32 protein-coding genes are annotated in these 22,525 nt (G+C 33.0%); 24 read left to right on the top strand and 8 right to left on the bottom strand.

Annotation, left to right across the window (positions count from 1 at the left end; translation table 11 throughout):
• The 21 genes from rplX (at position 1) to C7H52_RS01065 (ending at position 13,835) form a co-directional block, all read left to right on the top strand.
• Positions 1-312, top strand: coding sequence for a 50S ribosomal protein L24 (gene rplX / locus C7H52_RS00965; protein WP_106462065.1), 312 nt, complete (start codon positions 1-3; stop codon positions 310-312).
• A gap of 2 nt (positions 313-314) precedes the next feature.
• Entirely contained in the window at positions 315-866 is a 552-nt protein-coding gene (rplE, locus tag C7H52_RS00970) for a 50S ribosomal protein L5 (RefSeq protein WP_106462007.1), read from the top strand.
• Between the two features lie 3 nt (positions 867-869).
• Positions 870-1,139 (top strand): 30S ribosomal protein S14, encoded by a 270-nt coding sequence (gene rpsN / locus C7H52_RS00975; protein ID WP_106462008.1) that lies wholly within the window; start codon positions 870-872, stop codon positions 1,137-1,139.
• Positions 1,140-1,199: 60 nt separating this feature from the next.
• Entirely contained in the window at positions 1,200-1,598 is a 399-nt protein-coding gene (gene rpsH / locus C7H52_RS00980; protein ID WP_106462009.1) for a 30S ribosomal protein S8, read from the top strand.
• A gap of 15 nt (positions 1,599-1,613) precedes the next feature.
• Positions 1,614-2,156 (top strand): 50S ribosomal protein L6, encoded by a 543-nt coding sequence (gene rplF / locus C7H52_RS00985; RefSeq protein WP_106462010.1) that lies wholly within the window; start codon positions 1,614-1,616, stop codon positions 2,154-2,156.
• Between the two features lie 10 nt (positions 2,157-2,166).
• A complete protein-coding gene (rplR, locus tag C7H52_RS00990; protein WP_106462011.1) occupies positions 2,167-2,523 on the top strand; it encodes a 50S ribosomal protein L18 in 357 nt (118 codons plus the stop codon).
• Positions 2,524-2,529: 6 nt separating this feature from the next.
• The gene (rpsE, locus tag C7H52_RS00995) at positions 2,530-3,054 is read left to right on the top strand and encodes a 30S ribosomal protein S5 (RefSeq protein WP_106462012.1); all 525 of its coding nucleotides are present in this window, start codon (positions 2,530-2,532) and stop codon (positions 3,052-3,054) included.
• A 10-nt stretch (positions 3,055-3,064) separates the two neighbouring features.
• Positions 3,065-3,247, top strand: a complete 183-nt coding sequence (gene rpmD / locus C7H52_RS01000) for a 50S ribosomal protein L30 (protein ID WP_106462013.1) — start codon at positions 3,065-3,067, stop codon at positions 3,245-3,247.
• A 12-nt stretch (positions 3,248-3,259) separates the two neighbouring features.
• The gene (gene rplO, locus C7H52_RS01005; protein ID WP_106462014.1) at positions 3,260-3,712 is read left to right on the top strand and encodes a 50S ribosomal protein L15; all 453 of its coding nucleotides are present in this window, start codon (positions 3,260-3,262) and stop codon (positions 3,710-3,712) included.
• 11 nt (positions 3,713-3,723) lie between these two features.
• Positions 3,724-5,070: a preprotein translocase subunit SecY gene (gene secY, locus C7H52_RS01010; protein ID WP_106462015.1), complete on the top strand. Its 1,347-nt coding sequence runs from the start codon at positions 3,724-3,726 to the stop codon at positions 5,068-5,070.
• Between the two features lies 1 nt (position 5,071).
• On the top strand, positions 5,072-5,287 hold the full coding sequence (gene infA, locus C7H52_RS01015; protein WP_028289261.1) for a translation initiation factor IF-1: 216 nt from the start codon (positions 5,072-5,074) through the stop codon (positions 5,285-5,287).
• 53 nt (positions 5,288-5,340) lie between these two features.
• Positions 5,341-5,457: a type B 50S ribosomal protein L36 gene (ykgO, locus tag C7H52_RS01020; protein WP_013305171.1), complete on the top strand. Its 117-nt coding sequence runs from the start codon at positions 5,341-5,343 to the stop codon at positions 5,455-5,457.
• A gap of 2 nt (positions 5,458-5,459) precedes the next feature.
• Positions 5,460-5,834: a 30S ribosomal protein S13 gene (rpsM, locus tag C7H52_RS01025; protein ID WP_106462016.1), complete on the top strand. Its 375-nt coding sequence runs from the start codon at positions 5,460-5,462 to the stop codon at positions 5,832-5,834.
• Between the two features lie 101 nt (positions 5,835-5,935).
• Positions 5,936-6,328, top strand: coding sequence for a 30S ribosomal protein S11 (gene rpsK / locus C7H52_RS01030; RefSeq protein ID WP_106462017.1), 393 nt, complete (start codon positions 5,936-5,938; stop codon positions 6,326-6,328).
• A 164-nt stretch (positions 6,329-6,492) separates the two neighbouring features.
• Complete coding sequence (gene rpsD, locus C7H52_RS01035) at positions 6,493-7,098, top strand: 30S ribosomal protein S4 (RefSeq protein WP_106462018.1); 606 nt, start codon at positions 6,493-6,495, stop codon at positions 7,096-7,098.
• 95 nt (positions 7,099-7,193) lie between these two features.
• Positions 7,194-8,186, top strand: a complete 993-nt coding sequence (locus C7H52_RS01040; RefSeq protein WP_106462019.1) for a DNA-directed RNA polymerase subunit alpha — start codon at positions 7,194-7,196, stop codon at positions 8,184-8,186.
• 93 nt (positions 8,187-8,279) lie between these two features.
• On the top strand, positions 8,280-8,750 hold the full coding sequence (gene rplQ, locus C7H52_RS01045) for a 50S ribosomal protein L17 (protein WP_106462020.1): 471 nt from the start codon (positions 8,280-8,282) through the stop codon (positions 8,748-8,750).
• A 101-nt stretch (positions 8,751-8,851) separates the two neighbouring features.
• Positions 8,852-9,952, top strand: coding sequence for a glutamine-hydrolyzing carbamoyl-phosphate synthase small subunit (gene carA / locus C7H52_RS01050; protein ID WP_106462021.1), 1,101 nt, complete (start codon positions 8,852-8,854; stop codon positions 9,950-9,952).
• A gap of 155 nt (positions 9,953-10,107) precedes the next feature.
• Positions 10,108-11,397, top strand: a complete 1,290-nt coding sequence (gene eno, locus C7H52_RS01055; protein WP_106462022.1) for a phosphopyruvate hydratase — start codon at positions 10,108-10,110, stop codon at positions 11,395-11,397.
• A 174-nt stretch (positions 11,398-11,571) separates the two neighbouring features.
• On the top strand, positions 11,572-12,858 hold the full coding sequence (locus C7H52_RS01060; RefSeq protein WP_106462023.1) for a citrate synthase: 1,287 nt from the start codon (positions 11,572-11,574) through the stop codon (positions 12,856-12,858).
• 65 nt (positions 12,859-12,923) lie between these two features.
• A complete protein-coding gene (locus tag C7H52_RS01065) occupies positions 12,924-13,835 on the top strand; it encodes a dimethylarginine dimethylaminohydrolase family protein (RefSeq protein WP_106462024.1) in 912 nt (303 codons plus the stop codon).
• 98 nt (positions 13,836-13,933) lie between these two features.
• Here C7H52_RS01065 and C7H52_RS01070 read toward each other — a convergent pair whose 3' ends face one another.
• Both C7H52_RS01070 and C7H52_RS01075 read right to left on the bottom strand, forming a co-directional pair.
• Complete coding sequence (locus C7H52_RS01070) at positions 13,934-14,404, bottom strand: hypothetical protein (protein WP_106462025.1); 471 nt, start codon at positions 14,402-14,404, stop codon at positions 13,934-13,936.
• A 19-nt stretch (positions 14,405-14,423) separates the two neighbouring features.
• Positions 14,424-14,906: a hypothetical protein gene (locus C7H52_RS01075; RefSeq protein ID WP_106462026.1), complete on the bottom strand. Its 483-nt coding sequence runs from the start codon at positions 14,904-14,906 to the stop codon at positions 14,424-14,426.
• Between the two features lie 165 nt (positions 14,907-15,071).
• Between C7H52_RS01075 and ffh the strand changes: the two genes are divergently transcribed.
• The 3 genes from ffh (at position 15,072) to C7H52_RS01090 (ending at position 18,123) form a co-directional block, all read left to right on the top strand.
• Entirely contained in the window at positions 15,072-16,400 is a 1,329-nt protein-coding gene (gene ffh, locus C7H52_RS01080) for a signal recognition particle protein (RefSeq protein WP_106462066.1), read from the top strand.
• An 81-nt stretch (positions 16,401-16,481) separates the two neighbouring features.
• Positions 16,482-17,372 (top strand): bifunctional 5,10-methylenetetrahydrofolate dehydrogenase/5,10-methenyltetrahydrofolate cyclohydrolase, encoded by an 891-nt coding sequence (locus C7H52_RS01085; protein WP_106462027.1) that lies wholly within the window; start codon positions 16,482-16,484, stop codon positions 17,370-17,372.
• A gap of 28 nt (positions 17,373-17,400) precedes the next feature.
• The gene (locus C7H52_RS01090) at positions 17,401-18,123 is read left to right on the top strand and encodes a YwaF family protein (RefSeq protein WP_106462028.1); all 723 of its coding nucleotides are present in this window, start codon (positions 17,401-17,403) and stop codon (positions 18,121-18,123) included.
• Positions 18,124-18,156: 33 nt separating this feature from the next.
• On the opposite strand, the gene C7H52_RS01095 is transcribed toward C7H52_RS01090, so the two are convergent.
• The 6 genes from C7H52_RS01095 to C7H52_RS01120 form a co-directional block, all read right to left on the bottom strand.
• Positions 18,157-18,354, bottom strand: coding sequence for a hypothetical protein (locus C7H52_RS01095; RefSeq protein ID WP_106462029.1), 198 nt, complete (start codon positions 18,352-18,354; stop codon positions 18,157-18,159).
• An 83-nt stretch (positions 18,355-18,437) separates the two neighbouring features.
• Entirely contained in the window at positions 18,438-18,851 is a 414-nt protein-coding gene (locus C7H52_RS01100) for a VOC family protein (RefSeq protein ID WP_106462030.1), read from the bottom strand.
• The gene (rluF, locus tag C7H52_RS01105; RefSeq protein ID WP_106462031.1) at positions 18,851-19,696 is read right to left on the bottom strand and encodes a 23S rRNA pseudouridine(2604) synthase RluF; all 846 of its coding nucleotides are present in this window, start codon (positions 19,694-19,696) and stop codon (positions 18,851-18,853) included. Before rluF ends, C7H52_RS01100 begins: the two co-directional genes overlap by 1 nt.
• Before the next feature lies 1 nt (position 19,697).
• Complete coding sequence (locus C7H52_RS01110) at positions 19,698-20,525, bottom strand: alpha/beta fold hydrolase (protein WP_106462032.1); 828 nt, start codon at positions 20,523-20,525, stop codon at positions 19,698-19,700.
• Positions 20,526-20,528: 3 nt separating this feature from the next.
• Positions 20,529-20,897 (bottom strand): cupin domain-containing protein, encoded by a 369-nt coding sequence (locus C7H52_RS01115; RefSeq protein ID WP_106462033.1) that lies wholly within the window; start codon positions 20,895-20,897, stop codon positions 20,529-20,531.
• A gap of 46 nt (positions 20,898-20,943) precedes the next feature.
• The gene (locus C7H52_RS01120; RefSeq protein WP_106462034.1) at positions 20,944-22,485 is read right to left on the bottom strand and encodes a helicase HerA-like domain-containing protein; all 1,542 of its coding nucleotides are present in this window, start codon (positions 22,483-22,485) and stop codon (positions 20,944-20,946) included.
• Between the last annotated feature and the right edge of the window lie 40 nt (positions 22,486-22,525).

Raw genomic sequence — 22,525 nt, forward strand, 5'->3', positions numbered from 1 at the left:
ATGACAAAGCTAAAAATTAAAACAGGAGACACTGTAAAAGTTATTGCTGGAGACCATAAAGGTTCTGAAGGTAAAGTAACTAAAGTGTTTATTGAAAAGAATAAAGCGATAGTAGAAGGTGTAAATATGATTAAAAAACATATGAAACCTAGTGCTCAAAGTCCGCAAGGAGGAATTGTAGAAAAAGAAGCGCCTATTCATGTTTCTAATTTAAGTCTTTTAACTTCTAAAGGAGATGAGACAAGAGTTGGATACAGAACTGAAAAAGGTAAAAAAGTTCGTTTTTCTAAAAAATCTAATGAAGTTATATAATTATGGCATATTCACCTAGACTTAAGGAAGAGTATAAAAGCAAAGTAATTGCTGCTCTTACAGAAGAATTTGGTTACAAGAATGTAATGCAGGTTCCTAAATTAGAAAAAATTGTTGTTTCTAAAGGAGTTGGTGCTGCTGTTTCTGATAAGAAATTAGTAGATTACGCTGTGGATGAGTTAACTACAATTACAGGACAAAAAGCCGTTTCTACGTTATCGAAAAAAGATGTTGCATCTTTTAAATTACGTAAGGGAATGCCAATTGGAGCTAAAGTAACACTAAGAGGAGAGCAAATGTTCGAATTTTTAGATCGTTTAATCACTTCAGCATTACCACGTGTAAGAGATTTCAACGGGATTAAAGCTACTGGATTTGATGGTAGAGGTAACTATAACTTAGGAATTACTGAGCAAATCATTTTTCCTGAAATAGATATCGATAAAGTAAATAAAATTTCAGGAATGGATATTACTTTCGTAACTTCGGCCGCTACAGATAAAGAAGCAAAATCATTATTAACTGAAATGGGTTTACCATTCCAAAAAAACTAAGTTATGGCTAAAGAATCAATGAAAGCCCGCGAGGTTAAAAGAAGTAAAACTGTCGCTAAATATGCTGCAAAGCGTAAAGCTCTTAAAGAAGCTGGAGATTATGAGGCGTTACAGAGATTACCAAAAAACGCATCGCCTATTCGTCAGCACAACCGTTGTAAATTAACGGGAAGACCAAGAGGTTACATGAGAACATTTGGAATTTCTAGAGTTTTATTTAGAGAAATGGCTAACCAAGGTTTAATACCAGGAGTTACTAAAGCAAGTTGGTAAAATTATAATTGGTTTTAGGTTCGACGTTTTGTCGAAAACCAAAACCGCAAATTAATATATATGTATACAGATCCAATTGCAGATTATTTAACACGAGTTAGAAACGCAGTGCGTGCTAACCATAGAGTTGTAGAAATACCTGCATCAAATTTAAAAAAGAACATTACTAAAATATTATTCGATCAAGGATATATTTTAAGTTACAAATTTGAAGATTCTAATGTTCAAGGGACTATTAAAATAGCTCTTAAATATAACAAGGAAACAAAAGAGCCTGTTATTAGAAAAATTCAAAGAATTAGTAAGCCAGGTTTACGTAAGTATTCTAGCTCTAAAGAGTTACCACGTATTCTTAATGGTCTTGGTATAGCAATCGTTTCTACCTCTCATGGTGTAATGACTGCTAAGCAAGCTCAAAGAGAGAATGTTGGTGGGGAAGTTTTATGTTACGTTTACTAAAAAAAGAATAGAGATATGTCAAGAATAGGAAATAATCCAGTTGTTATTCCATCAGGAGTAACAGTAACTGTAAACGATAACGTAATTACTGCTAAAGGTAAAATGGGTGAATTAACTCAAAACTTTGATACAGTAGAAGTTAAAGTTGAAGAAGGAAATGTTTATGTGACGCGATCTTCTGATTCAAAAGATAGTAAAGCTAAGCATGGTTTATACAGATCTTTAGTGCACAATATGATAAAAGGTGTTTCTGAAGGTTGGACAAAACAATTAGAATTGGTTGGTGTAGGTTACAGAGCAACAAACCAAGGTAATAATTTAGATTTAGCATTAGGTTTTTCTCATAACATTGTTATTAGAATAGCTGAAGAAGTTAAAGTGGAAACAGTATCTGAAAAAGGTAAAAACCCAATTATTAAATTAACTTCTCATGACAAACAATTAGTTGGTCAAGTTGCTGCTAAGATTAGAGATTACAGAAGACCTGAACCATACAAAGGTAAAGGAATCAAGTTTGTTGGAGAGATTTTAAGAAGAAAAGCAGGTAAATCAGCTTAATATATAAGTCATGGCGTTAACAAAAAACGAAAAAAGATTAAGAATTAAAAGCAGAGTTCGTAAGGTTGTTTCTGGAACTGAAGCTAGACCTAGATTATCTGTTTTTAGAAGTAATAAAGAAATTTATGCTCAGATAGTAAACGATGTAGATGGTAAAACATTAGTATCTGCTTCTTCTAGAGAAAAGAGTATTAGTTCTGAAAAAGGAAATAAAATAGAAATCGCTGCTTTAGTAGGTAAGTCAATTGCTGAAAAAGCTCTTAAAGCTGGAATTGAAACCATCTCTTTTGATAGAGGGGGATTTTTATACCACGGAAGAGTAAAATCATTAGCCGATGGGGCTAGAGAAGCAGGACTTAAATTCTAAGAAATTATGTATCAGAAATACAAAAGTGCAGAGTTAGTAAAACCAAGTGGTTTAGATTTGAAAGATCGTTTGGTTGGAGTACAGAGAGTTACTAAAGTAACAAAAGGTGGTAGAGCATTTGGTTTCTCAGCAATCGTTGTTGTTGGTGATGAAGCTGGTGTTGTAGGGCAAGGTTTAGGTAAATCTAAAGATGTAGCTAGTGCAATTGCAAAAGCAATCGAAGATGCTAAAAAGAACTTAGTTCGTATCCCTATTATTAAAGGAACTTTACCTCATGAACAAAAAGGTAAATATGGTGGAGCTAGAGTAAATATTATTCCTGCAGCACCTGGTACCGGAGTTATTGCTGGTGGAGCTGTAAGAACAGTTTTAGAAGCAGTTGGAGTACATGATGTATTATCTAAATCTCAAGGATCTTCTAATCCACATAACGTTGTAAAAGCAACATTTGATGCTTTATTACAATTAAGAAGTGCTCAATCAATAGCTAAAGAAAGAGGTCTTTCTTTAGAGAAAGTGTTTAACGGATAAAATAGGACAGATGGCTAAGATAAAAGTAAAAAAAGTTAAAAGTGCTATCAATCGTACATTAAGACAAAAGAGAACTTTAGAGGCTCTAGGTTTAAAAAAGATTGGTCAAGTCGTAGAACACGAAGCTACACCTAACATTTTAGGTATGGTTAAAAAAGTAAATCACTTAGTTTCTGTTGAAGAAACTAAATAATACAACTAATAAATGAATTTAAGTAACTTACAACCGGCAGAAGGATCGGTAAAAAATCAAGGCAAGCGAGTAGGTCGCGGACAAGGTTCAGGTAAAGGTGGTACTGCAACACGTGGTCACAAAGGTGCTAAGTCTCGTTCAGGATATTCTAAGAAAGTAGGTTTTGAAGGTGGTCAAATGCCTTTACAGCGTCGTGTTCCAAAATTTGGTTTCACTAATATTAATCGTAAAGAATACCAAGCAATTAACTTAGATAAGATTCAACAATTAATAGATGATAAAGTAATCTCAAATACTTTAGATCATGAAACTGTAGTATCTTTAGGTTTAGCTGGTAAAAACGAGCTATTTAAGGTATTAGGTAGAGGAGAATTAAAGTCTAAGATAACAGTATCTGCTCATAAATTTTCTGCATCTGCACAAAAGGCTATTGAAGCTGCAGGCGGAGAAATCGTAACTCTATAATTCCACAAAACATGAAATTTATAGAGACTATAAAAAATGTTTGGAAAATAGACGAACTAAGAAATCGTATTCTGATTACTTTAAGTTTGCTTTTAGTGTATCGTTTTGGTGCTCAGGTAGTTTTACCTGGTATTGATGCGTCTCAATTACAAAACTTACAGCAAGGAACATCAGAGGGTATTTTTGGTATCTTAAATGCATTCACTGGAGGAGCTTTTGCTAATGCTTCAGTTTTCGCTTTAGGTATCATGCCTTACATTTCTGCTTCTATTGTGGTTCAGTTAATGGGAATAGCAATTCCTTATTTACAAAAGCTTCAAAAAGAAGGTGCTTCAGGTCAGAAAAAAATCACCCAAATTACCCGTTGGTTAACTATTGGTATTTGTTTGGTTCAAGCTCCTGGTTATTTAGCAAGTTTAACACCTATGTTTGGAATACCAGAATCAGCATTTTTGCTTGATTCTACAGTATTCTACACATCTTCAATTATAATCTTGGTAACAGGAACTATTTTTGCAATGTGGTTGGGTGAAAAAATAACCGATAAAGGTATTGGTAATGGTATATCATTATTAATTATGGTTGGTATTATTGCAACTTTACCTAAATCATTTTTACAAAATGCTGTATCTCGTATGGAGACTAATAGTGTGATGTTAATTTTGTTTGAGGTGTTAATCTGGTTTGTAATAATATTATTATCTATCTTATTAGTCATGGCTGTTCGTAAAATAGCCGTACAGTATGCTAGAAGAACTGCAACTGGAACTTACGAGAAAGATGCTATGGGTGGTAACAGACAATACATTCCTTTAAAGTTAAATGCTTCTGGAGTTATGCCAATTATCTTTGCTCAAGCGATCATGTTTGTTCCTGGTTTAATTGGAGGATCTTCATTTTTAAAAGAGACATCAGCAGGTTTATGGATGCAAACTAATTTTGCAGACATATTTGGATTTTGGTATAATTTCGTATTTGCATTATTAATTATAATCTTTACGTATTTCTATACTGCAATTACAGTTCCAACTAATAAGATGGCAGACGATTTAAAACGAAGTGGTGGATTTATTCCAGGTATTCGTCCAGGATCTGAAACTTCTGAATATTTGGATAAAATAATGTCACAAATTACATTACCAGGTTCTATATTTTTAGCATTAATTGCAGTTTTTCCAGCAGTCATTGTAAAATTATTAGACGTACAATCTGGTTGGGCGTTATTTTTCGGAGGAACTTCTCTTTTAATTATGGTTGGTGTTGCTATAGATACTATGCAGCAAGTAAATTCTTACTTGTTAAATAGACACTATGATGGATTGATGAAAACTGGTAAAAACAGAAAAGCAGTCGTATAATATGGCAAAGCAAGCAGCAATAGAGCAAGACGGAACAATAATTGAGGCATTATCTAATGCAATGTTTCGAGTAGAGTTAGAGAATGGTCACATTGTGACGGCACATATCTCTGGTAAAATGAGAATGCATTACATTAAATTGCTTCCAGGAGATAAAGTAAAATTAGAAATGAGTCCTTACGATTTAAGTAAGGCTCGTATAACCTATAGATACTAATTAGGTAACCATTGCGGTTAAACCGGTTAATATTTTAATATTAAATAGAACAGATGAAAGTTAGAGCATCAGTTAAAAAAAGAAGCGCAGATTGTAAAATTGTGCGTAGAAAAGGTAGACTTTACGTGATTAACAAAAAGAATCCTAGATTCAAACAAAGACAAGGATAATTATGGCAAGAATTGCAGGTGTTGATATACCAAAACAAAAAAGAGGAGTCATCTCATTAACTTATATCTATGGTATAGGAAGAAGCAGAGCTAAAGAAATTTTAGACTTAGCTAAAGTAGATGAAAGTATTAAAGTTCAAGATTGGACAGATGATCAAATTGCAGCCATTCGTGATGCAGTAAGTTCATTTACCATTGAAGGAGAATTACGTTCTGAAATTCAATTAAACATTAAGCGATTAATGGATATTGGATGTTACAGAGGTATTCGTCACAGATCTGGTTTACCTTTAAGAGGACAACGTACTAAGAACAACTCTAGAACTAGAAAAGGTAGAAGAAAAACTGTTGCTAACAAAAAGAAAGCAACTAAATAATTAATTTAGTCTTTAGGATTTAGACGTTGGAAAGAATCTGTTTGAAATTATAATAGTTTAGGATTCTAGCGACTATAACTAAAACTGAAAACTAGAAAGATATGGCAAAAACAAATGCTAAGAGCACCAAGAAACGTAAAGTTATTGTTGACTCTGTAGGAGAAGCTCACGTTACAGCTTCTTTTAACAACATCATTATCTCTTTAACTAATAAAAAAGGAGATGTAATCTCTTGGTCATCTGCCGGTAAAATGGGCTTTAGAGGATCTAAGAAAAATACACCTTATGCTGCTCAATTAGCTGCAGAAGATGCTTCAGGCGTTGCTAAAGAAGCAGGTTTGAAAAAAGTAAAAGTTTACGTTAAAGGACCAGGAAATGGTAGAGAATCTGCTATTCGTTCAATCCATAATGCAGGTATAGAAGTAACAGAAATTATTGATGTTACACCATTACCACATAACGGTTGTCGTCCTCCAAAACGAAGAAGAGTATAATAAATTATGAATGAAGTTAATACCAATCTTTTTTAAGGTTGGTATTAATTTTTTTTATACATTTGCACACTGAAATAAAAAAACAAGTATCAACAAGAGATTAACGGTTGGCGAAGGATAAGATTAAGACCTTAATTCCCAATCACTCTTAAATCAAATTTAAAATGGCAAGATATACTGGTCCTAAAACTAAAATAGCCCGTAAATTCGGAGAAGCTATCTTCGGAGACGACAAGTCTTTCGAAAAAAGAAATTATCCACCAGGACAACATGGTAACAACCGTCGTCGTGGTAAAAAATCTGAATACGCAATTCAGTTAATGGAAAAGCAAAAAGCTAAATATACTTATGGTATTTTAGAAAAGCAATTCCGTAATATGTTTAAAAAAGCAACTGCTGCACAAGGTATTACTGGTGAGGTATTGTTACAATTATGTGAGTCTAGATTAGATAACGTTGTTTTTAGAATGGGATTATCTCCTTCTAGAAGTGGTGCTAGACAATTAGTATCTCATAGACATATTACAGTTAATGGAGAGATTGTTAATATACCTTCTTATTCATTAAACGCTGGAGATGTTGTAGCGGTAAGAGAAAAGTCTAAATCTTTAGAGTCTATCGACCGTTCTTTATCTAATTCTAGTAATGTATACGAGTGGATCACTTGGAATACCGATACGAAGCAAGGAACTTATGTTTCTGTTCCGGCAAGAATTCAGATTCCAGAAAACATTAATGAGCAATTCATCGTCGAATTATACTCTAAATAATAATTAATCATATTGGGATTTAGCCAAAGGGTTTATTGGACTTTCTTCAAACCTCTAAACCGCGCAACTAAATAACAATTAAAACGAAGAATAACATGGCAGTATTTAATTTTCAAAAACCTGATAAAGTAATCATGATTGATTCTACAGATTTTGAAGGGAAATTCGAATTTCGTCCTTTAGAACCTGGTTATGGATTAACAGTAGGAAATGCTTTACGTAGAGTTTTATTATCTTCTTTAGAAGGATTTGCAATTACTTCGGTAAGAATCGAAGGTGTAGATCATGAATTCTCTACCATTGCAGGTGTTGTAGAAGATGTTACAGAAATTATATTAAGTTTAAAACAAGTACGTTTTAAGCGTCAAATAGAAGATGTAGATAACGAAACTGTTTCTATATCTCTATCAGGACAAGAAACTATCACAGCTGGTGATTTTCAAAAATTTATTTCAGGATTCCAAGTTTTAAACAAAGACTTAGTCATTTGTAACTTAGATCCTAAAGTAAACATTAACATGGAAATTACAATTGAAAAAGGTAGAGGTTATGTTCCTGCTGAAGAAAATAAAAAACCTTCAGTAGCAGTTGGAACTATCTTTACAGATTCAATTTACACGCCAATTAAAAATGTTAAGTATAGTATCGAGAATTACCGTGTAGAACAAAAAACAGATTACGAAAAATTAGTTTTCGAAATCATTACAGATGGTTCTATTACGCCTCAAGATGCTTTAACTGAAGCAGCTAAGACTTTAATTCACCACTTTATGTTATTCTCTGATGAGCGTATCACTTTAGAGGCTGATGAAATAGCTCAAACTGAAACTTATGATGAAGAATCTCTTCATATGAGACAGTTGCTTAAAACAAAATTAGTAGATATGGACTTATCTGTTCGTGCTCTTAATTGTTTAAAAGCTGCAGAAGTAGATACTTTAGGAGACTTAGTATCTTTTAATAAAAATGATTTAATGAAGTTCCGTAACTTCGGTAAAAAATCTTTAACAGAGCTTGAAGAGCTTGTTAATGTTAAAGGATTAAATTTCGGAATGGATTTATCTAAATACAAGTTAGATAAAGATTAATTGTAATCTTATCGCAATAAATAATTATTAACGACACATAATTTGCTCTCCAAGAAGGATATGGTAGCAAGATGTAGTCAAACTTAAAATGTCATGAGACACGGAAAAAAAGTAAATCATTTAAGTAGAAAAACTGCTCATAGAAAATCTATGTTAGCAAATATGGCTTGTTCTCTTATCGAGCATAAACGTATTAATACTACTGTTGCTAAAGCAAAAGCTTTAAAAGTATTTGTAGAACCTATGATTACAAAATCTAAGGAAGATACAACTCACAACAGACGTATCGTTTTTAGTAAATTAAGACAAAAAGAAGCAGTAACAGAATTATTTAGAGATGTAGCGGTTAAAGTTGCAGATCGTCCAGGAGGATATACAAGAATTATTAAACTTGGAAATCGTTTAGGAGATAACGCTGATATGGCAATGATTGAATTAGTAGACTTTAATGAAATCTACAACGCAGATAAAGCTAAGAAGAAAACAACACGTCGTTCTCGTCGTGGTGGTTCTAAACCAGCAGCTGCGCCAGTTGAAACTAAAGCAACTAACGAAGAAGAATAAATGATTTCAAGCATTTAAATATTAAAGGATAAACTATTTTAGTTTATCCTTTTTTTTATGCAATTTTGTACAACTTTTAAAATGAATAAACCACTTTTAAAATGAAATATCAAAAACTTAAAAAAGCCATAGTATTATTAGCAGATGGAACAATCTTTCATGGGAAAGCTGTAGGTAAAGAAGGCACCGCATTTGGAGAAGTTTGTTTTAATACCGGTATGACTGGTTATCAGGAGATTTTTACAGACCCGTCTTATTTTGGACAATTAATGGTAACGACCAATGCTCATATTGGTAACTATGGAGTTAATGATGAAGAAGTAGAATCAGATTCTATTAAAATTTCAGGTTTAATTTGTAAAAATTTTAGTTACGATTATTCAAGAGATAATTCTAACGGCTCTTTAGAAGATTTTTTAAATGCCCATAATCTGTTAGCTATTTCAGATGTAGATACGCGAGCTTTAGTAAGTTATATTAGAGATAATGGCTCTATGAATGCTTTAATTTCTACAGAAGTGGATAATATTGAAGGTTTAAAAAAGCAGTTAGCTGAAGTGCCTCAAATGGCAGGTCTGGAATTGTCTTCTAAAGTATCTACTAAGGAACCTTATTTTTTCGGAGATGAAAATGCTCCTATTAAAATTGCTGCTTTAGATTTAGGTATTAAAACAAATATTTTAAGAAATTTAGCAAAGCGAGATGCTTATATAAAAGTGTTTCCATACAATGCTACTTATGAAGATCTAAAAGCATTCAATCCAGATGGTTACTTTTTGTCTAACGGTCCTGGAGATCCAGAACCATTAGTAGATGCACAAAATGTAGCAAAACAAATTATTGCAGATAATAAGCCATTATTTGGAATTTGTTTAGGACATCAAGTTATTGCATTAGCAAATGGAATTTCTACATATAAGATGCACAACGGTCACAGAGGTATTAACCATCCGGTAAAAAACTTAGTGACTGGTAAAGGGGAAATTACGTCTCAAAATCATGGTTTTGCCATAAACAGAGAAGAAACAGAAGCGCATAGCGATATAGAAATTACACATGTTCACTTAAATGATCATACAGTTGCAGGAATTAAAATGAAGTCTAAAAACTGCTTTTCTGTACAATATCACCCAGAAGCAAGTCCTGGACCGCACGACTCTTCATACTTATTCGATCAATTTATAAGTAACATTAAATCATAATAGTATAAATAAATCAACAAAACACTAATTTTGTTGATTTATTTTTTAAACTCAAACGTTTTAGTTTGAGTATTCTTTAAAAATCATAGTAAAAGCTGAGAATTTGCAAATATAACCGTAAATTTGAGCCATATAAATATTAAAAAATTAATTTTATGAGTATCATTATCAATGTTCATGCAAGACAAATATTCGATTCTAGAGGTAATCCAACAGTAGAAGTAGATGTAGAAACAGAAAACGGGTTTATGGGAAGAGCTGCAGTTCCATCTGGAGCTTCAACAGGAGAACATGAAGCGGTAGAATTGCGTGACGGTGGTGATAAATTTATGGGTAAAGGTGTAACAAAAGCTGTAGATAATGTTAACACCATTTTAGCTGAGGAATTATTAGGTGTTAATGTGTTTGAGCAAAATTACATTGATAAATTGATGTGTGAAATAGATGGAACTCCAAATAAATCTAAATTAGGAGCAAATGCTATTTTAGGAGTATCTCTTGCGGTAGCAAAAGCTGCAGCTGCAGAGTTAGGTATGCCATTATACAGATATGTAGGTGGTGTTTCTGCCAACACATTACCTGTTCCAATGATGAACATTATTAATGGAGGATCACATAGTGATGCCCCAATAGCATTTCAGGAATTTATGGTTATGCCAGTAAAAGCAAATGATTTTTCACATGCTTTACAAATGGGAACCGAAATTTTCCATAATCTTAAAAAAGTATTACATGACCGTGGTTTAAGTACAGCAGTAGGAGATGAAGGTGGTTTTGCACCAACTTTAGACGGTACTGAAGATGCTTTAGACACCATAGCATTAGCCGTTAAAAATGCGGGTTATACATTAGGAGACGATGTTATGATTGCTTTAGATTGTGCAGCAGCAGAATTTTATGTTGATGGAAATTATGATTATTCTAAATTTGAAGGAGATACAGGTAAAGTAAGATCAAGTAAAGAACAAGCAGATTACTTAGCAGAATTATCTCGTAATTATCCAATTATTTCTATTGAAGATGGAATGGATGAAAACGATTGGGAAGGTTGGAAATATTTAACCGAGCAAATTGGAGATAAAGTACAATTGGTTGGTGATGATTTATATGTAACTAACGTAGAGCGTTTATCTAAAGGAATTAAGCAAAACATTGCCAATTCTATTTTAATTAAAGTGAATCAGATTGGTACATTAACCGAAACTATTGCGGCGGTTAATATGGCACATAATGCAGGATATACTTCTGTAATGTCACACAGATCTGGTGAGACAGAAGATAATACCATTGCAGATTTAGCAGTTGCTTTAAACTGTGGGCAAATCAAAACTGGTTCTGCTTCAAGAAGTGATCGTATGGCTAAATACAACCAATTAATTCGTATTGAGGAAGAATTAGGAGATGTAGCTTATTTTCCTAAAATGAATGCATTCAAAATCAAATAATCTAGTTTAGAATTCTATAAATTAAAAAACCCGTGACAGTTGTTATGGGTTTTTTTGTTTATCAGCTCAAAATTTCATTCAAAAAAATGTTAAAACGATTATAATTAGACTTTCTAAATCGTTATAGTTTTCGTAAATTTACGATGTTAAAAAAATTAAAGAAATACAATATATATGTCAAACAAAGCAACCTTGGAAATTAATGGAGAAAAACATGAATTTCCTTTAATTGTAGGATCAGAAAATGAAGTAGGAATTGATATTAAAGCGTTACGTGCTGTAACAAATGGTGTAACCACTATAGATCCTGGTTATAAAAACACAGCATCTTGTGAAAGTGCCATTACTTTTTTAGATGGAGAAGAAGGAATTCTTAGATACAGAGGTTATGCTATTGAAGAATTAGCTGAAAAAGCTGGTTTTTTAGAGGTTGCATATTTATTAATATTTGGAGAATTACCAAATCAGTCTCAATTAGACAAATTTCATAAAGACATTAAAGATGAATCTCGTGTAGACGAAGATTTAAAGAAAATAGTTGAAGCATTTCCAAAGTCTGCGCATCCTATGGGTGTTTTAGCGTCTTTAACGAGTGCTCTTACGGCTTTTAATCCATCTTCAGTAAATGTTGATTCTGAAGAAGACATGTACAAGGCTATTGTAAAAATATTAGGGAAATTCCCTGTGTTAGTAGCTTGGACCTTACGTAAAAAACAAGGATTACCTTTAAATTACGGGAATAAGAACTTAGGTTATGTAGAGAATATCTTAAAAATGATGTTTGAAACACCTAATGAAGACTATCAACAAAACGATATTTTAGTAAATGCTTTAGATAAATTATTAATCTTACATGCAGACCATGAGCAAAACTGTTCTACCTCTACAGTTAGAATAGTTGGTTCTTCTCACGCAGGTTTATTTGCATCGTTATCTTCTGGTATCTCTGCTCTTTGGGGACCTTTACATGGTGGAGCTAACCAAGCAGTTTTAGAAATGTTGGAAGCGATTAAAGAAGATGGAGGAGATACTAAAAAATTCATGGCGAAAGCTAAGGATAAAAACGATCCTTTCCGTTTAATGGGCTTTGGACATAGAGTTTATAAAAATTTCGACCCACGTGCAAAAATCATAAAAGTTGCTGCAGATGAAGTTTTAGGAGACTTAGGAGTTGAAGATCCAGTGTTAGATATAGCAAAAGGTTTGGCAAGCGAAGCTTTAAGTGATCCATATTTTGTAGATCGTAAGCTATATCCAAATGTAGATTTCTATTCAGGAATTATTTACAGGGGTATGGGTATTCCAGTTGAAATGTTTACAGTAATGTTTGCTTTAGGTCGTTTACCAGGGTGGATAGCTCAATGGAGAGAAATGAGGTTGAAGAAAGAACCAATTGGTCGTCCAAGACAAATTTATACAGGAGAAACACATAGACCATTTAAGTCTATTTCTGAGAGATAATTTATTTTATAAGATTAATGAAAGCTTCATAAGGTCACTTATGGAGCTTTTTATATATGAGATATATGCTTAAACTGAACGTAAAAAATGAAACCTCAAGATTAAGGGCTGTTATATTAGGAACAGCTAAAAGTATTGGTCCAAAACCAACCGCAGAGGAAGCTTATGACCCTAAATCTTTAGAACACATCTTGGCAGGAACCTATCCGGAAGAAGAAGATATGGTTAAAGAAATGGAAGCAGTTGCGGCAGTATTTAAAAAATATGATGTTAAGGTTTATAGACCTGAAATTATTGAGGATTATAATCAAATATTTTCGAGAGACATTGCCTTTACCATAGACGATGTGTTGGTAAAAGCTAATATTTTACCAGAACGCGAAAAGGAATTGGATGCTATACAATATGTAATAGATCAAATCGACCCTAAAAAGGTCATCCGTCCACCAGAAGAAGCGCACATAGAAGGTGGCGATGTCATGCTATATAACGATTATATATTTATAGGAACCTATCGTGGTGCCGATTATAGTGATTGGTTAACTGCAAGAACCAATCAGGCAGGAATTGACTATATTAAAGAGCAATTTACTCATAAAAAAATAAAAGCGTTCGATTTAAATAAATCTAAAAATGCTAAAGAAAATGCCTTGCATTTGGATTGTTGTTTTCAACCCGTAGGGAAAGACAAATGTATTATCCATAAAGAAGGATTTAGAGATATTTCAGAATATGAATGGCTAGTTAATTTCTTTGGAAAAGAGAACTGTTTCGTTATTACTAAAGATGAAATGTACCACATGAATTCTAATGTATTTTCTATAGCTGAAGATGTGGTAATTTCAGAACAAAACTTTACCCGTTTAAATGCATGGTTTAGAGAAAACGGGTTTACGGTTGAAGAAGTCCCATATGCTGAAATTGCTAAGCAAGAAGGCTTATTAAGATGCAGTACAATGCCTTTAATTAGAGATTAAGATAAAAGTCATGTTGAGCGGAGTCGAAATCTATAATTAAAACAAAAGCCTCATTTTTAATTGAAATTGAGGCTTTTGTTTTTTAAATTTATATTTGTTTATTCAATTCTTTTCAAAATTACAGTTTCCCCAATAATGTTTTTATCATCAATTGATACACCATTGTCCTCAAAATTGAGAACCTTTTTTAAAGTATTTTTGTCAATTACCTTAATTTCACTAGTCCAGATACCGGTAGCTTTGTATTTGTGAATTTGATTTTCTATAAGTATATTTTTTTTATAAACAGTAAAATTTCCAGAAGCAAGCGTGTCATCTATCAGTTCAGACTTTTCATTTGTTATTTTTAAATTAGAATATTTCATCTTACCTTTAATAGTGTAAGTAACAACTGAAAATTCATTATAGTCGTAACTTTTTATATTATCGGATGGCTTATTTATGTAATCTAATTCATAGGAATCAATTCGCCATGATCCAATAATTATTTCGTCTATTGATTTGATGTGATTTTTATGGGTTGAGGATAAAAATAAAAGCGATAGTAATAAGTAGGTTATATTTTTCATGTTATTTATTATTTGAGTACTACAGTTTTACTCGCTTGAAAATAGTAGTTTCCCCAACTCTGTTTTCATCATCCATTGCTATTCCATCATCTTCATAATTTAAAACTATTTCCATAGTATTCTTGTCAATAAATCTTAGGCTTTGTTCAGAGCAATAGCCACTAATTTGTCCATTAGGATAATGTAAATTATGTCGGGTAACTAATGTCGAATCATTAATAATACCCCATTCTCCAGTCCAAAAGTCTTTATTTCGTAATTCACAATTAGTATTTTTCCAATCTGGCATAATGTAATTTAAACGACCATCACTAAAATACTTGTGTCTGATAAGGTCATTACATTTGTGTAGAGCACTATATTCTGATGATTTATTTTTAAAATCCTCAGAGATGGATTCAACTTTCCAAGTACCAGTCACTAATTCGTTTTTGTTAAAAGATTTTTTTGAACCACAGTTAAAAAAAATAAAAAATGTAAATAAGCAGATTAAAGGTTTCATAATATAGAGGTTAGGTTTCGTCTTAAAAACGAATAAATTTTAATTATATTATAACGAAGTTTACTATTTAAAATACTTCAAAATTCCACATAAAATCCTTAAATTTGCAGTTCATTTTTGCAACAGACTGCGCACAGCAGACTGATAACTGAATACAAGAAAACTATGTTTAATAATTTAAGCGAGAAGTTAGATAAAGCCCTACACGTCCTGAAAGGACACGGTAGCATTACAGAAGTAAATGTTGCTGAAACGTTGAAAGAAGTTCGTAGAGCGCTTTTAGATGCCGATGTTAACTTTAAAATTGCTAAAGAATTTACCAATCGTGTAAAAGAAAAAGCGTTAGGTCAAAATGTATTAACAACGCTTCAGCCTGGTCAATTAATGGTGAAGATTGTTAAGGACGAGTTAACTGAGCTTATGGGTGGTGATGCCGCAGGTATTAATCTGTCTGGTAAACCAACTGTTATTTTGATGTCTGGTTTACAAGGTTCTGGTAAAACAACCTTTTCTGGTAAGCTGGCAAACTTTCTTAAAAATAAAAAAACAAAAAAACCGTTATTAGTCGCTTGTGATGTGTATCGTCCAGCAGCGGTAGACCAACTTCATGTGGTTGGAGAACAAATTAAGGTAGATGTTTACAGTGATAAGGGTAATACAGATCCAGTTGCTATTGCAAAAGCTGGTATAGCACACGCTAAGGAAAATGGACATAATGTAGTTATTATAGATACCGCAGGTCGTTTAGCAGTAGATGAAGCGATGATGACCGAAATCTCAAATATTCATAAAGCTATAGAGCCACAGGAGACGCTTTTTGTTGTAGATTCTATGACAGGTCAAGATGCGGTAAATACGGCAAAAGCCTTCAACGATGTATTAAATTTTGATGGGGTTATTTTAACCAAATTAGATGGAGATACGCGTGGTGGAGCAGCAATTTCGATTAAGTCGGTAGTTGATAAACCAATTAAGTTTATTGGTACAGGTGAGAAGATGGAAGCTATAGATATTTTCTACCCATCTCGTATGGCAGACCGTATCTTAGGTATGGGAGATGTTGTATCTTTAGTTGAAAGAGCTCAGGAACAATTTGATGAAGATGAAGCGCGTAAACTTCAAAAGAAGATTGCTAAAAACCAATTTGGGTTTGATGATTTCTTAAAACAGATTCAGCAAATTAAGAAAATGGGTAATATGAAAGACCTGGTTGGAATGATTCCTGGAGCTGGAAAAATGATGAAAGATGTCGATATAGATGATGATGCATTTAAAGGTATTGAAGCCATTATTCATTCCATGACCCCAGAGGAAAGAACTAATCCTAGTGTTATTAACGCAAGCCGTAAAAAACGAATAGGGAAAGGTTCTGGAACTTCTGTAACCCAAGTCAACCAATTGCTAAAACAGTTTGACCAGATGAGTAAGATGATGAAAATGATGCAAGGTGGCGGCGGTAAACGTATGATGCAAGCAATGAAAAACATGAGATAACTCATGTTTTTTTTATTTTTATAAATCCTCAAAATATTAACCTACAGTAGTTATTATGCTACAATAAAAAGCACTTTAAAAATGACCATTTTAGACGGGAAAAAAGTAAGTAACGATATTAAAAACGAAATAAAAGCGGAAGTTGATAAAATGAAGGCTAATGGAGAAAAAGTTCCTCATTTGGCTGCAGTTATAGTTGGTAATGATGGTGCAAGTTTAACCTATGTAGGAAGTAAAGTTCGAGCATGTGAGCGTGTGGGTTTTGAGTCTACTATGGTACGATTATCTAATACTACAAGCGAGGTTGAATTGTTAGATAAGATTGAAGAGTTAAATGAGAATGCTGATATCGATGGTTTTATTATTCAATTGCCTTTACCAGACCAGATAGACACGCAAAAAGTTTTAATGGCGGTACATCCAGATAAAGATGTGGATGGATTTCACCCAATGAATTTTGGTAAAATGGCATTAGATATGTCAACTTTTATCCCTGCAACTCCTTTTGGAATTTTAGAGCTTTTAGATCGATATGATGTAGATACTAAAGGAAAACATACTGTAGTAATTGGACGTTCTCACATAGTTGGTCGCCCAATGAGTATACTAATGGGACGTAAAGGATTTCCTGGAAACTCTACAGTTACATTAACTCATAGTCACACTAAAAACATTACTCAAATTACTTCGCAAGCAGATATTATTATCTCTGCATTAGGTGTGCCAAATTTCTTAAAAGCTGAAATGGTAAAAGATGATGCTGTCATTATAGATGTTGGTATCACTCGTGTTCCAGACGACACTAAAGAACGTGGTTATGTAATTACGGGAGATGTAGATTATGAAAACGTTAGTAAAAAAGCAAGCTTTATTACACCTGTACCTGGAGGTGTGGGACCAATGACGATAGCGATGTTGTTAAAAAACACCCTACTTGCAAGGGAAAGACATAGAAAAGCCGCTAAGAAATAACTTAGAAACCCTTATTTTTAAAACCTGAATGCTAAAAGATTCAGGTTTTTTTATGTTACTATCTCGTGTTCTTATAGGAAGTGCTGAGCATCTCTTGCCAATTGGTATATTTGTTTTTTGCGCTCTCTTTTTAATAAAATACTCTAAACAAAAATCTGTAAAGTTTCAAAATAAACTAATACACTATGTCGCATTATGTGTTAGTGCTTCAGTAGTAACTTATCATTTGGTTCAAATTATAAATGGTAATTATAATTTTAAAGAAGATTTACCTTTGTATTTATGTAGTTTTTTAGGCCTAATCATACCTTTATTTACTTGTTATAGAAAGTATTGGATGTTCGAAATATTAGTGTTTTGGATAATTGCGGGTACGCTACAAGGGGTTCTTACTCCAGATATTGAAGAGGGTTTCCCTAGTTTGGACTATTTTAGATATTGGATTGTTCATTTAGGGCTATTATTAGTAATGGCTTATGCTATAGCAATTTATAAAATGAGACCTAAATTAAGTAGTGTATTTAAGTCCTATATTTTTTTACAAGTTTATTTATTATTAATGTTGATCTTAAATTATATTTTGGGATCAAATTATATGTATCTAAATCGTAAACCAGAATCACCATCTGTGTTAGATGTTTTAGGAGACTGGCCTATGTATACTTTAAAGGCAGATGCAATTTTAGGTATAGTGTTTTTTGTTATCTATGTTATTTTTAAATTAGTTCAAAAAAAAAGAGCTTCAGTATAATGAAGCTCTTTTCTATTATTCATTTTTAATAATCTATTCGCCTTCAGAAGGAGCTGGTTGGTCTTTTCTATATTTCAGCATAGAAACTCCAGCAATAAAAAATACGCCACCTAAAATGGTTAAAGCCCATGGGTTTAAAGAAGTCATGTTGTCTCCAAAAATTCCTAAAACACCCATAATTAAAGAAATCATTCCTCCAATTGTTAATACTATCGCTAAAATCTTAATCATAATTGTAAATAATTTGGTTAGTCCTACTAAATTATATAATTTATTGATTAATAGTTTTAATATTATGTTAATCCAAACGTTAATTATTTTGCAAAAATCTGAGATGTTTCTTTAAACGCCTTAAATTCTAGTGCATTTCCAGATGGGTCTTTAAAAAACATCGTCGCTTGCTCTCCAACCAAACCTTCAAATCGAATATAAGGTTCAATTATAAATTGAATATGTTTAGACCTTAAATGCTCTGAAAAATCTTTAAAATCCTGCCATTCTAACACCACGCCAAAATGAGGAACCGGAACAGACTTTCCATCTACAGGGTTTGAAACCGCTTCATGTTTGGAATCATCAAGATGAATAACTAATTGGTGACCAAAAAAATTAAAATCGACCCAATGGTCACTGCTTCGACCTTCTTCGCAATTTAAAATATCTCGGTAAAACGTTCTGCATTCTTGTAAATTATATACAGGAATGGCTAAGTGAAAAGGTGCAAGCATTAGTCTCGTCTTCTATTAATTCGTCGTGTGCTTCTAGATTCTTTAGGTTCTTCTGTTTTAGGTTTTATTTGTTTTTTAGTCAAAGTTCTCCCTTCACGCTCTACAAGTTTTGATTCGTGAGTTTTTGTAGAAGCTTCTAAAAGCTCATTCAGTGTTTTTAATTCGTCTTTAGTAAATTCTCTGTATGCTCCAACGGGTACATCTAACTCAATATTCATGATTCTAATTCGCTTTAGAGTCAATACTTCATAATTTAAATAGTCGCACATACGACGAATTTGTCTATTTAAACCTTGGGTTAATATAATTTTAAATGTTGTTGAATTTATTTTTTTTACAATACAAGGTTTTGTGGTTTTGTCTAAATCTTCTAAATAGATACCTTTAGACATACGTTCTAAAAAGGTTTGTGAGATAGGTTTATCTACCGTAACCACATATTCCTTTTCATGGTTATTACTCGCTCTTAAAATTTTATTTACAATATCTCCATCATTAGTCATAAATATTAAACCTTCACTAGGTTTATCTAAACGACCAATAGGGAAAATACGTTCAGGATAATTAATAAAATCTATAATGTTATCTTTTTCTACACCAGTATCTGTAGTGCAAACAATGCCTACCGGTTTATGGAATGCTAGATATACAAAATCTTCTTTACGATTTGTAATGGTTTCTCCATCGACTTGCACGACATCGGTTTTTTTAACTTTGGTTCCCATTTCTGGAACTTCGCCGTTAATAGTCACACGACCAGCGTCTATAAGCTTATCTGCTTCTCTTCTAGAGCAGTAGCCTACTTCGCTTAAATATTTGTTTAATCGTGTTAGTTGTTCTTCCATGTTATGCTTCGTTTATAAAGGTTGTAATGTGTTTATTTATAGCTTCACTTTTTAATCCATGTCCAGAACCTTTTGTGCTAATAAGTGTAGCGTTTTTATAATTTTTGGCTATAAGTTTTGCATCTTCATAAGGAATAATTTTATCATCTTCATCATGAATTAGCAAGGCTTTGGTTTCTATGTCTTTTGAAAAATTAGCTAGAGAAAAATGCTCGGGTTTTTGGTTGAAACGTTCTTCAACTAAATGATTTAATCCGTTTTCAATACGCTCATTATAGCCTAACATGTCTACATAACGTTTAAAAACTCCAGTAAATTCTGAAGGAGCTCCCAAAAGCACTAATTTTTCTATGTTTTTATTTTGAAATTTATACTGGTAAAACCCAGTAGCCATACCACCAACCGAATGACCAATAATAATGTCTGGCTGATGTTTTTTTACCACTTCATTAATACATTCTGCGTACAAAATGGCATTAAAATATTTCCCAGAAGTGTTTCCGTGTGCAGGTGCATCTAATGCAATGATTGTATGATTATCTTTTTTTAAATCTTCAATTAAAGTATTCCATCTAAAGGTATTGCTTTCCCATCCGTGTGCTAAAAGAATTTTTTTATTAGTGCCTTTCCAAACATAAGTAGCCACATCTAAATGATTATATTTTATAATGGCTTTGGTTGCCGATTCTAAAAATGAGACTTGGTGCTCATTAACGCGACCTTTTCGTGGAGTCGAAAATAAGTCCAATGCTTTTTGCGAGGCATATTTAGGTGCTATATAGCTTAAGCCATTTAAGGTTTTCCCTACGAGTTTTACAATTTTAGACATAAATTATTCGGCTTCTCTGTTTACTAAATCCATAGAAAATGCAGGCGTACAAATAGCAATGTATTCGCAAGCTACTACAAACGGATTAGAATATTGAACACGTGTGTTTTTTTCAATTTTAATACTCTGTCCAGCTTCAAGAATAATGGTCTCGCCGTCTATAATAAATTGCTTTTTGCCACTTATAATATAGGTGTATTCATCAAATTCTGGGGTTTGAAATGGTTCGCTCCAGCCCGCAGGAGCAATCATGTGAGCAATACTAATGTCCTTGTTCCCATCGGTTGCTTGTCCGAAATGTTCTTCAATTAGTTTCCCGTCTGTTGTGGGTACTACAAATGGCGAATTTTGAATATGATATTTTTTAGACATTTTAAATTCTAATGGTGTTATAGATTCATTAATATATTTCCAACAACTATTTCATCGCCTTTTTAAGGATTCCAAATACCGCACGAATAAACGTGGCACTGGTTAATACTTTTACAATAGGATTCATAGCGGTGCTTCTACGAGTCGTGCTGCGTCTAGAATTCGATTTTTCTTCGCGTTCTTTTGCTTTTGCAGCTTCCTCTTTAGCTTCCATTTTCTGTTTTAAAGCTTCTGCTTCTTCAATTTTTTTATTGAGGATCTCATAGGCACTTTCCCTATCAATGGTGTCGTTATATTTTTTAACTAATTCGGATTTATCTAGAAGTGTATTAATTTCTTGAGGTGTTAAAATATCCATACGACTCATTGGTGCTCGCATCATTGTTGCGGCTAATGGCGTTGGTCGTCCTTTTTCATCTAATGCACTTACTAACGCTTCACCAGTTCCTAAAGAGGTCAAAACATCTGCAGTGTCGTAATAATCGGTATCTGGATAATTTTGTGCGGTTAGTTTTATGGCTTTACGGTCTTTTGCTGTAAAAGCTCTTAAGGCGTGTTGGACTTTTAAACCTAACTGGCTTAAAACACCTTCTGGCACATCTGTAGGATTTTGCGTTACAAAGTAAATTCCAATCCCTTTACTACGTATTAATTTTACAATACTTTCTATTTGATTAAGTAGTGCTTTTGATGCATTGTCAAAAATCAGGTGAGCTTCATCAATAAATAAAACCAATTCAGGTTGATCTGCATCGCCTTGTTCTGGGAAATTCTCGTAAATTTCAGCCAATAAACTCAGCATAAACGTGGAGAATAATTTAGGTTTATCTTGTATGTCTGTTAATCTTATGATATTGATGTAACCATTTCCATTTTTATCTCGACGGGTCAAATCGTCTACCTCAAAACTTTTTTCGCCAAAAAATAAATCGCCACCTTGCTCTTCAATTTCAATTAATTTTCTAAGTATGGCAGATGTTGATGCGGATGAAATCCTTCCATAATCCTGAGAAAATTCATCTTTACCTTCATTAGTTGCATAGTGCAACATTTTTTTAAAATCTTTTAAATCTAAAAGAGGTAGTTTATTATCATCACAATATTTAAAAATAACAGAGATAATGCCTGCTTGCGTTTCGGTAACATCCAAAATCCTTGAGATTAGCACTGGGCCAAATTCACTTATAGTGGCACGAAGTCTTACCCCATTTTGTTCTGAAAGCGTCATTAATTCAACAGGAAACCCTTTACTTGTAAAAGGTAGTCCTATTTTTTCATGGCGTTCATCTATTTTTATGTGTCCGGGACTAGGTTGTGCAAGTCCGCTTAAATCGCCTTTAATATCCATAAGTAAAACAGGGATACCTTTTTCACTTAAGTTTTCGGCTAAAACCTGAAGTGTTTTTGTTTTCCCTGTACCTGTAGCTCCAGCAATTAAACCATGACGGTTTAAGGTTTTTAAAGGAACTTTTACAAATGCATTGCTAAGAGTTTCGCCGTCTAACATCGCAGAACCTAAGGTGATAAATTCGCCTTTAAACGTATTTCCATCTGTTATAGATTTAAAAAAATCGTCTTTACGTGCCATAAAATAGTGTCGTTTAATGTAAAAATACTAATCCTTAAGC

The organism is Aurantibacter aestuarii (assembly GCF_003008425.1).
Classification (GTDB): domain Bacteria; phylum Bacteroidota; class Bacteroidia; order Flavobacteriales; family Flavobacteriaceae; genus Aurantibacter; species Aurantibacter aestuarii.

Excerpts from the sequence above, each read along its gene's own strand:
- C7H52_RS01100 (WP_106462030.1), bottom strand. The coding sequence starts at position 18,851 with ATGCTTGCACCTTTTCACTTAGCCATTCCTGTATATAATTTACAAGAA.
- ffh (WP_106462066.1), top strand. The coding sequence starts at position 15,072 with ATGTTTAATAATTTAAGCGAGAAGTTAGATAAAGCCCTACACGTCCTG.
- C7H52_RS01095 (WP_106462029.1), bottom strand. The coding sequence starts at position 18,354 with ATGATTAAGATTTTAGCGATAGTATTAACAATTGGAGGAATGATTTCT.
- rplX (WP_106462065.1), top strand. The coding sequence starts at position 1 with ATGACAAAGCTAAAAATTAAAACAGGAGACACTGTAAAAGTTATTGCT.
- C7H52_RS01120 (WP_106462034.1), bottom strand. The coding sequence starts at position 22,485 with ATGGCACGTAAAGACGATTTTTTTAAATCTATAACAGATGGAAATACG.
- rpsM (WP_106462016.1), top strand. The coding sequence starts at position 5,460 with ATGGCAAGAATTGCAGGTGTTGATATACCAAAACAAAAAAGAGGAGTC.
- C7H52_RS01070 (WP_106462025.1), bottom strand. The coding sequence starts at position 14,404 with ATGAAAAATATAACCTACTTATTACTATCGCTTTTATTTTTATCCTCA.
- C7H52_RS01085 (WP_106462027.1), top strand. The coding sequence starts at position 16,482 with ATGACCATTTTAGACGGGAAAAAAGTAAGTAACGATATTAAAAACGAA.
- rplQ (WP_106462020.1), top strand. The coding sequence starts at position 8,280 with ATGAGACACGGAAAAAAAGTAAATCATTTAAGTAGAAAAACTGCTCAT.
- rpsE (WP_106462012.1), top strand. The coding sequence starts at position 2,530 with ATGTATCAGAAATACAAAAGTGCAGAGTTAGTAAAACCAAGTGGTTTA.
- C7H52_RS01065 (WP_106462024.1), top strand. The coding sequence starts at position 12,924 with ATGCTTAAACTGAACGTAAAAAATGAAACCTCAAGATTAAGGGCTGTT.
- rpmD (WP_106462013.1), top strand. The coding sequence starts at position 3,065 with ATGGCTAAGATAAAAGTAAAAAAAGTTAAAAGTGCTATCAATCGTACA.
- rplF (WP_106462010.1), top strand. The coding sequence starts at position 1,614 with ATGTCAAGAATAGGAAATAATCCAGTTGTTATTCCATCAGGAGTAACA.
- rplE (WP_106462007.1), top strand. The coding sequence starts at position 315 with ATGGCATATTCACCTAGACTTAAGGAAGAGTATAAAAGCAAAGTAATT.
- rpsD (WP_106462018.1), top strand. The coding sequence starts at position 6,493 with ATGGCAAGATATACTGGTCCTAAAACTAAAATAGCCCGTAAATTCGGA.
- C7H52_RS01040 (WP_106462019.1), top strand. The coding sequence starts at position 7,194 with ATGGCAGTATTTAATTTTCAAAAACCTGATAAAGTAATCATGATTGAT.
- C7H52_RS01110 (WP_106462032.1), bottom strand. The coding sequence starts at position 20,525 with ATGTCTAAAATTGTAAAACTCGTAGGGAAAACCTTAAATGGCTTAAGC.
- C7H52_RS01060 (WP_106462023.1), top strand. The coding sequence starts at position 11,572 with ATGTCAAACAAAGCAACCTTGGAAATTAATGGAGAAAAACATGAATTT.
- rplO (WP_106462014.1), top strand. The coding sequence starts at position 3,260 with ATGAATTTAAGTAACTTACAACCGGCAGAAGGATCGGTAAAAAATCAA.
- secY (WP_106462015.1), top strand. The coding sequence starts at position 3,724 with ATGAAATTTATAGAGACTATAAAAAATGTTTGGAAAATAGACGAACTA.
- rplR (WP_106462011.1), top strand. The coding sequence starts at position 2,167 with ATGGCGTTAACAAAAAACGAAAAAAGATTAAGAATTAAAAGCAGAGTT.
- rpsK (WP_106462017.1), top strand. The coding sequence starts at position 5,936 with ATGGCAAAAACAAATGCTAAGAGCACCAAGAAACGTAAAGTTATTGTT.
- rpsH (WP_106462009.1), top strand. The coding sequence starts at position 1,200 with ATGTATACAGATCCAATTGCAGATTATTTAACACGAGTTAGAAACGCA.
- C7H52_RS01090 (WP_106462028.1), top strand. The coding sequence starts at position 17,401 with ATGCTAAAAGATTCAGGTTTTTTTATGTTACTATCTCGTGTTCTTATA.
- eno (WP_106462022.1), top strand. The coding sequence starts at position 10,108 with ATGAGTATCATTATCAATGTTCATGCAAGACAAATATTCGATTCTAGA.
- infA (WP_028289261.1), top strand. The coding sequence starts at position 5,072 with ATGGCAAAGCAAGCAGCAATAGAGCAAGACGGAACAATAATTGAGGCA.
- ykgO (WP_013305171.1), top strand. The coding sequence starts at position 5,341 with ATGAAAGTTAGAGCATCAGTTAAAAAAAGAAGCGCAGATTGTAAAATT.
- rpsN (WP_106462008.1), top strand. The coding sequence starts at position 870 with ATGGCTAAAGAATCAATGAAAGCCCGCGAGGTTAAAAGAAGTAAAACT.
- carA (WP_106462021.1), top strand. The coding sequence starts at position 8,852 with ATGAAATATCAAAAACTTAAAAAAGCCATAGTATTATTAGCAGATGGA.
- rluF (WP_106462031.1), bottom strand. The coding sequence starts at position 19,696 with ATGGAAGAACAACTAACACGATTAAACAAATATTTAAGCGAAGTAGGC.
- C7H52_RS01075 (WP_106462026.1), bottom strand. The coding sequence starts at position 14,906 with ATGAAACCTTTAATCTGCTTATTTACATTTTTTATTTTTTTTAACTGT.
- C7H52_RS01115 (WP_106462033.1), bottom strand. The coding sequence starts at position 20,897 with ATGTCTAAAAAATATCATATTCAAAATTCGCCATTTGTAGTACCCACA.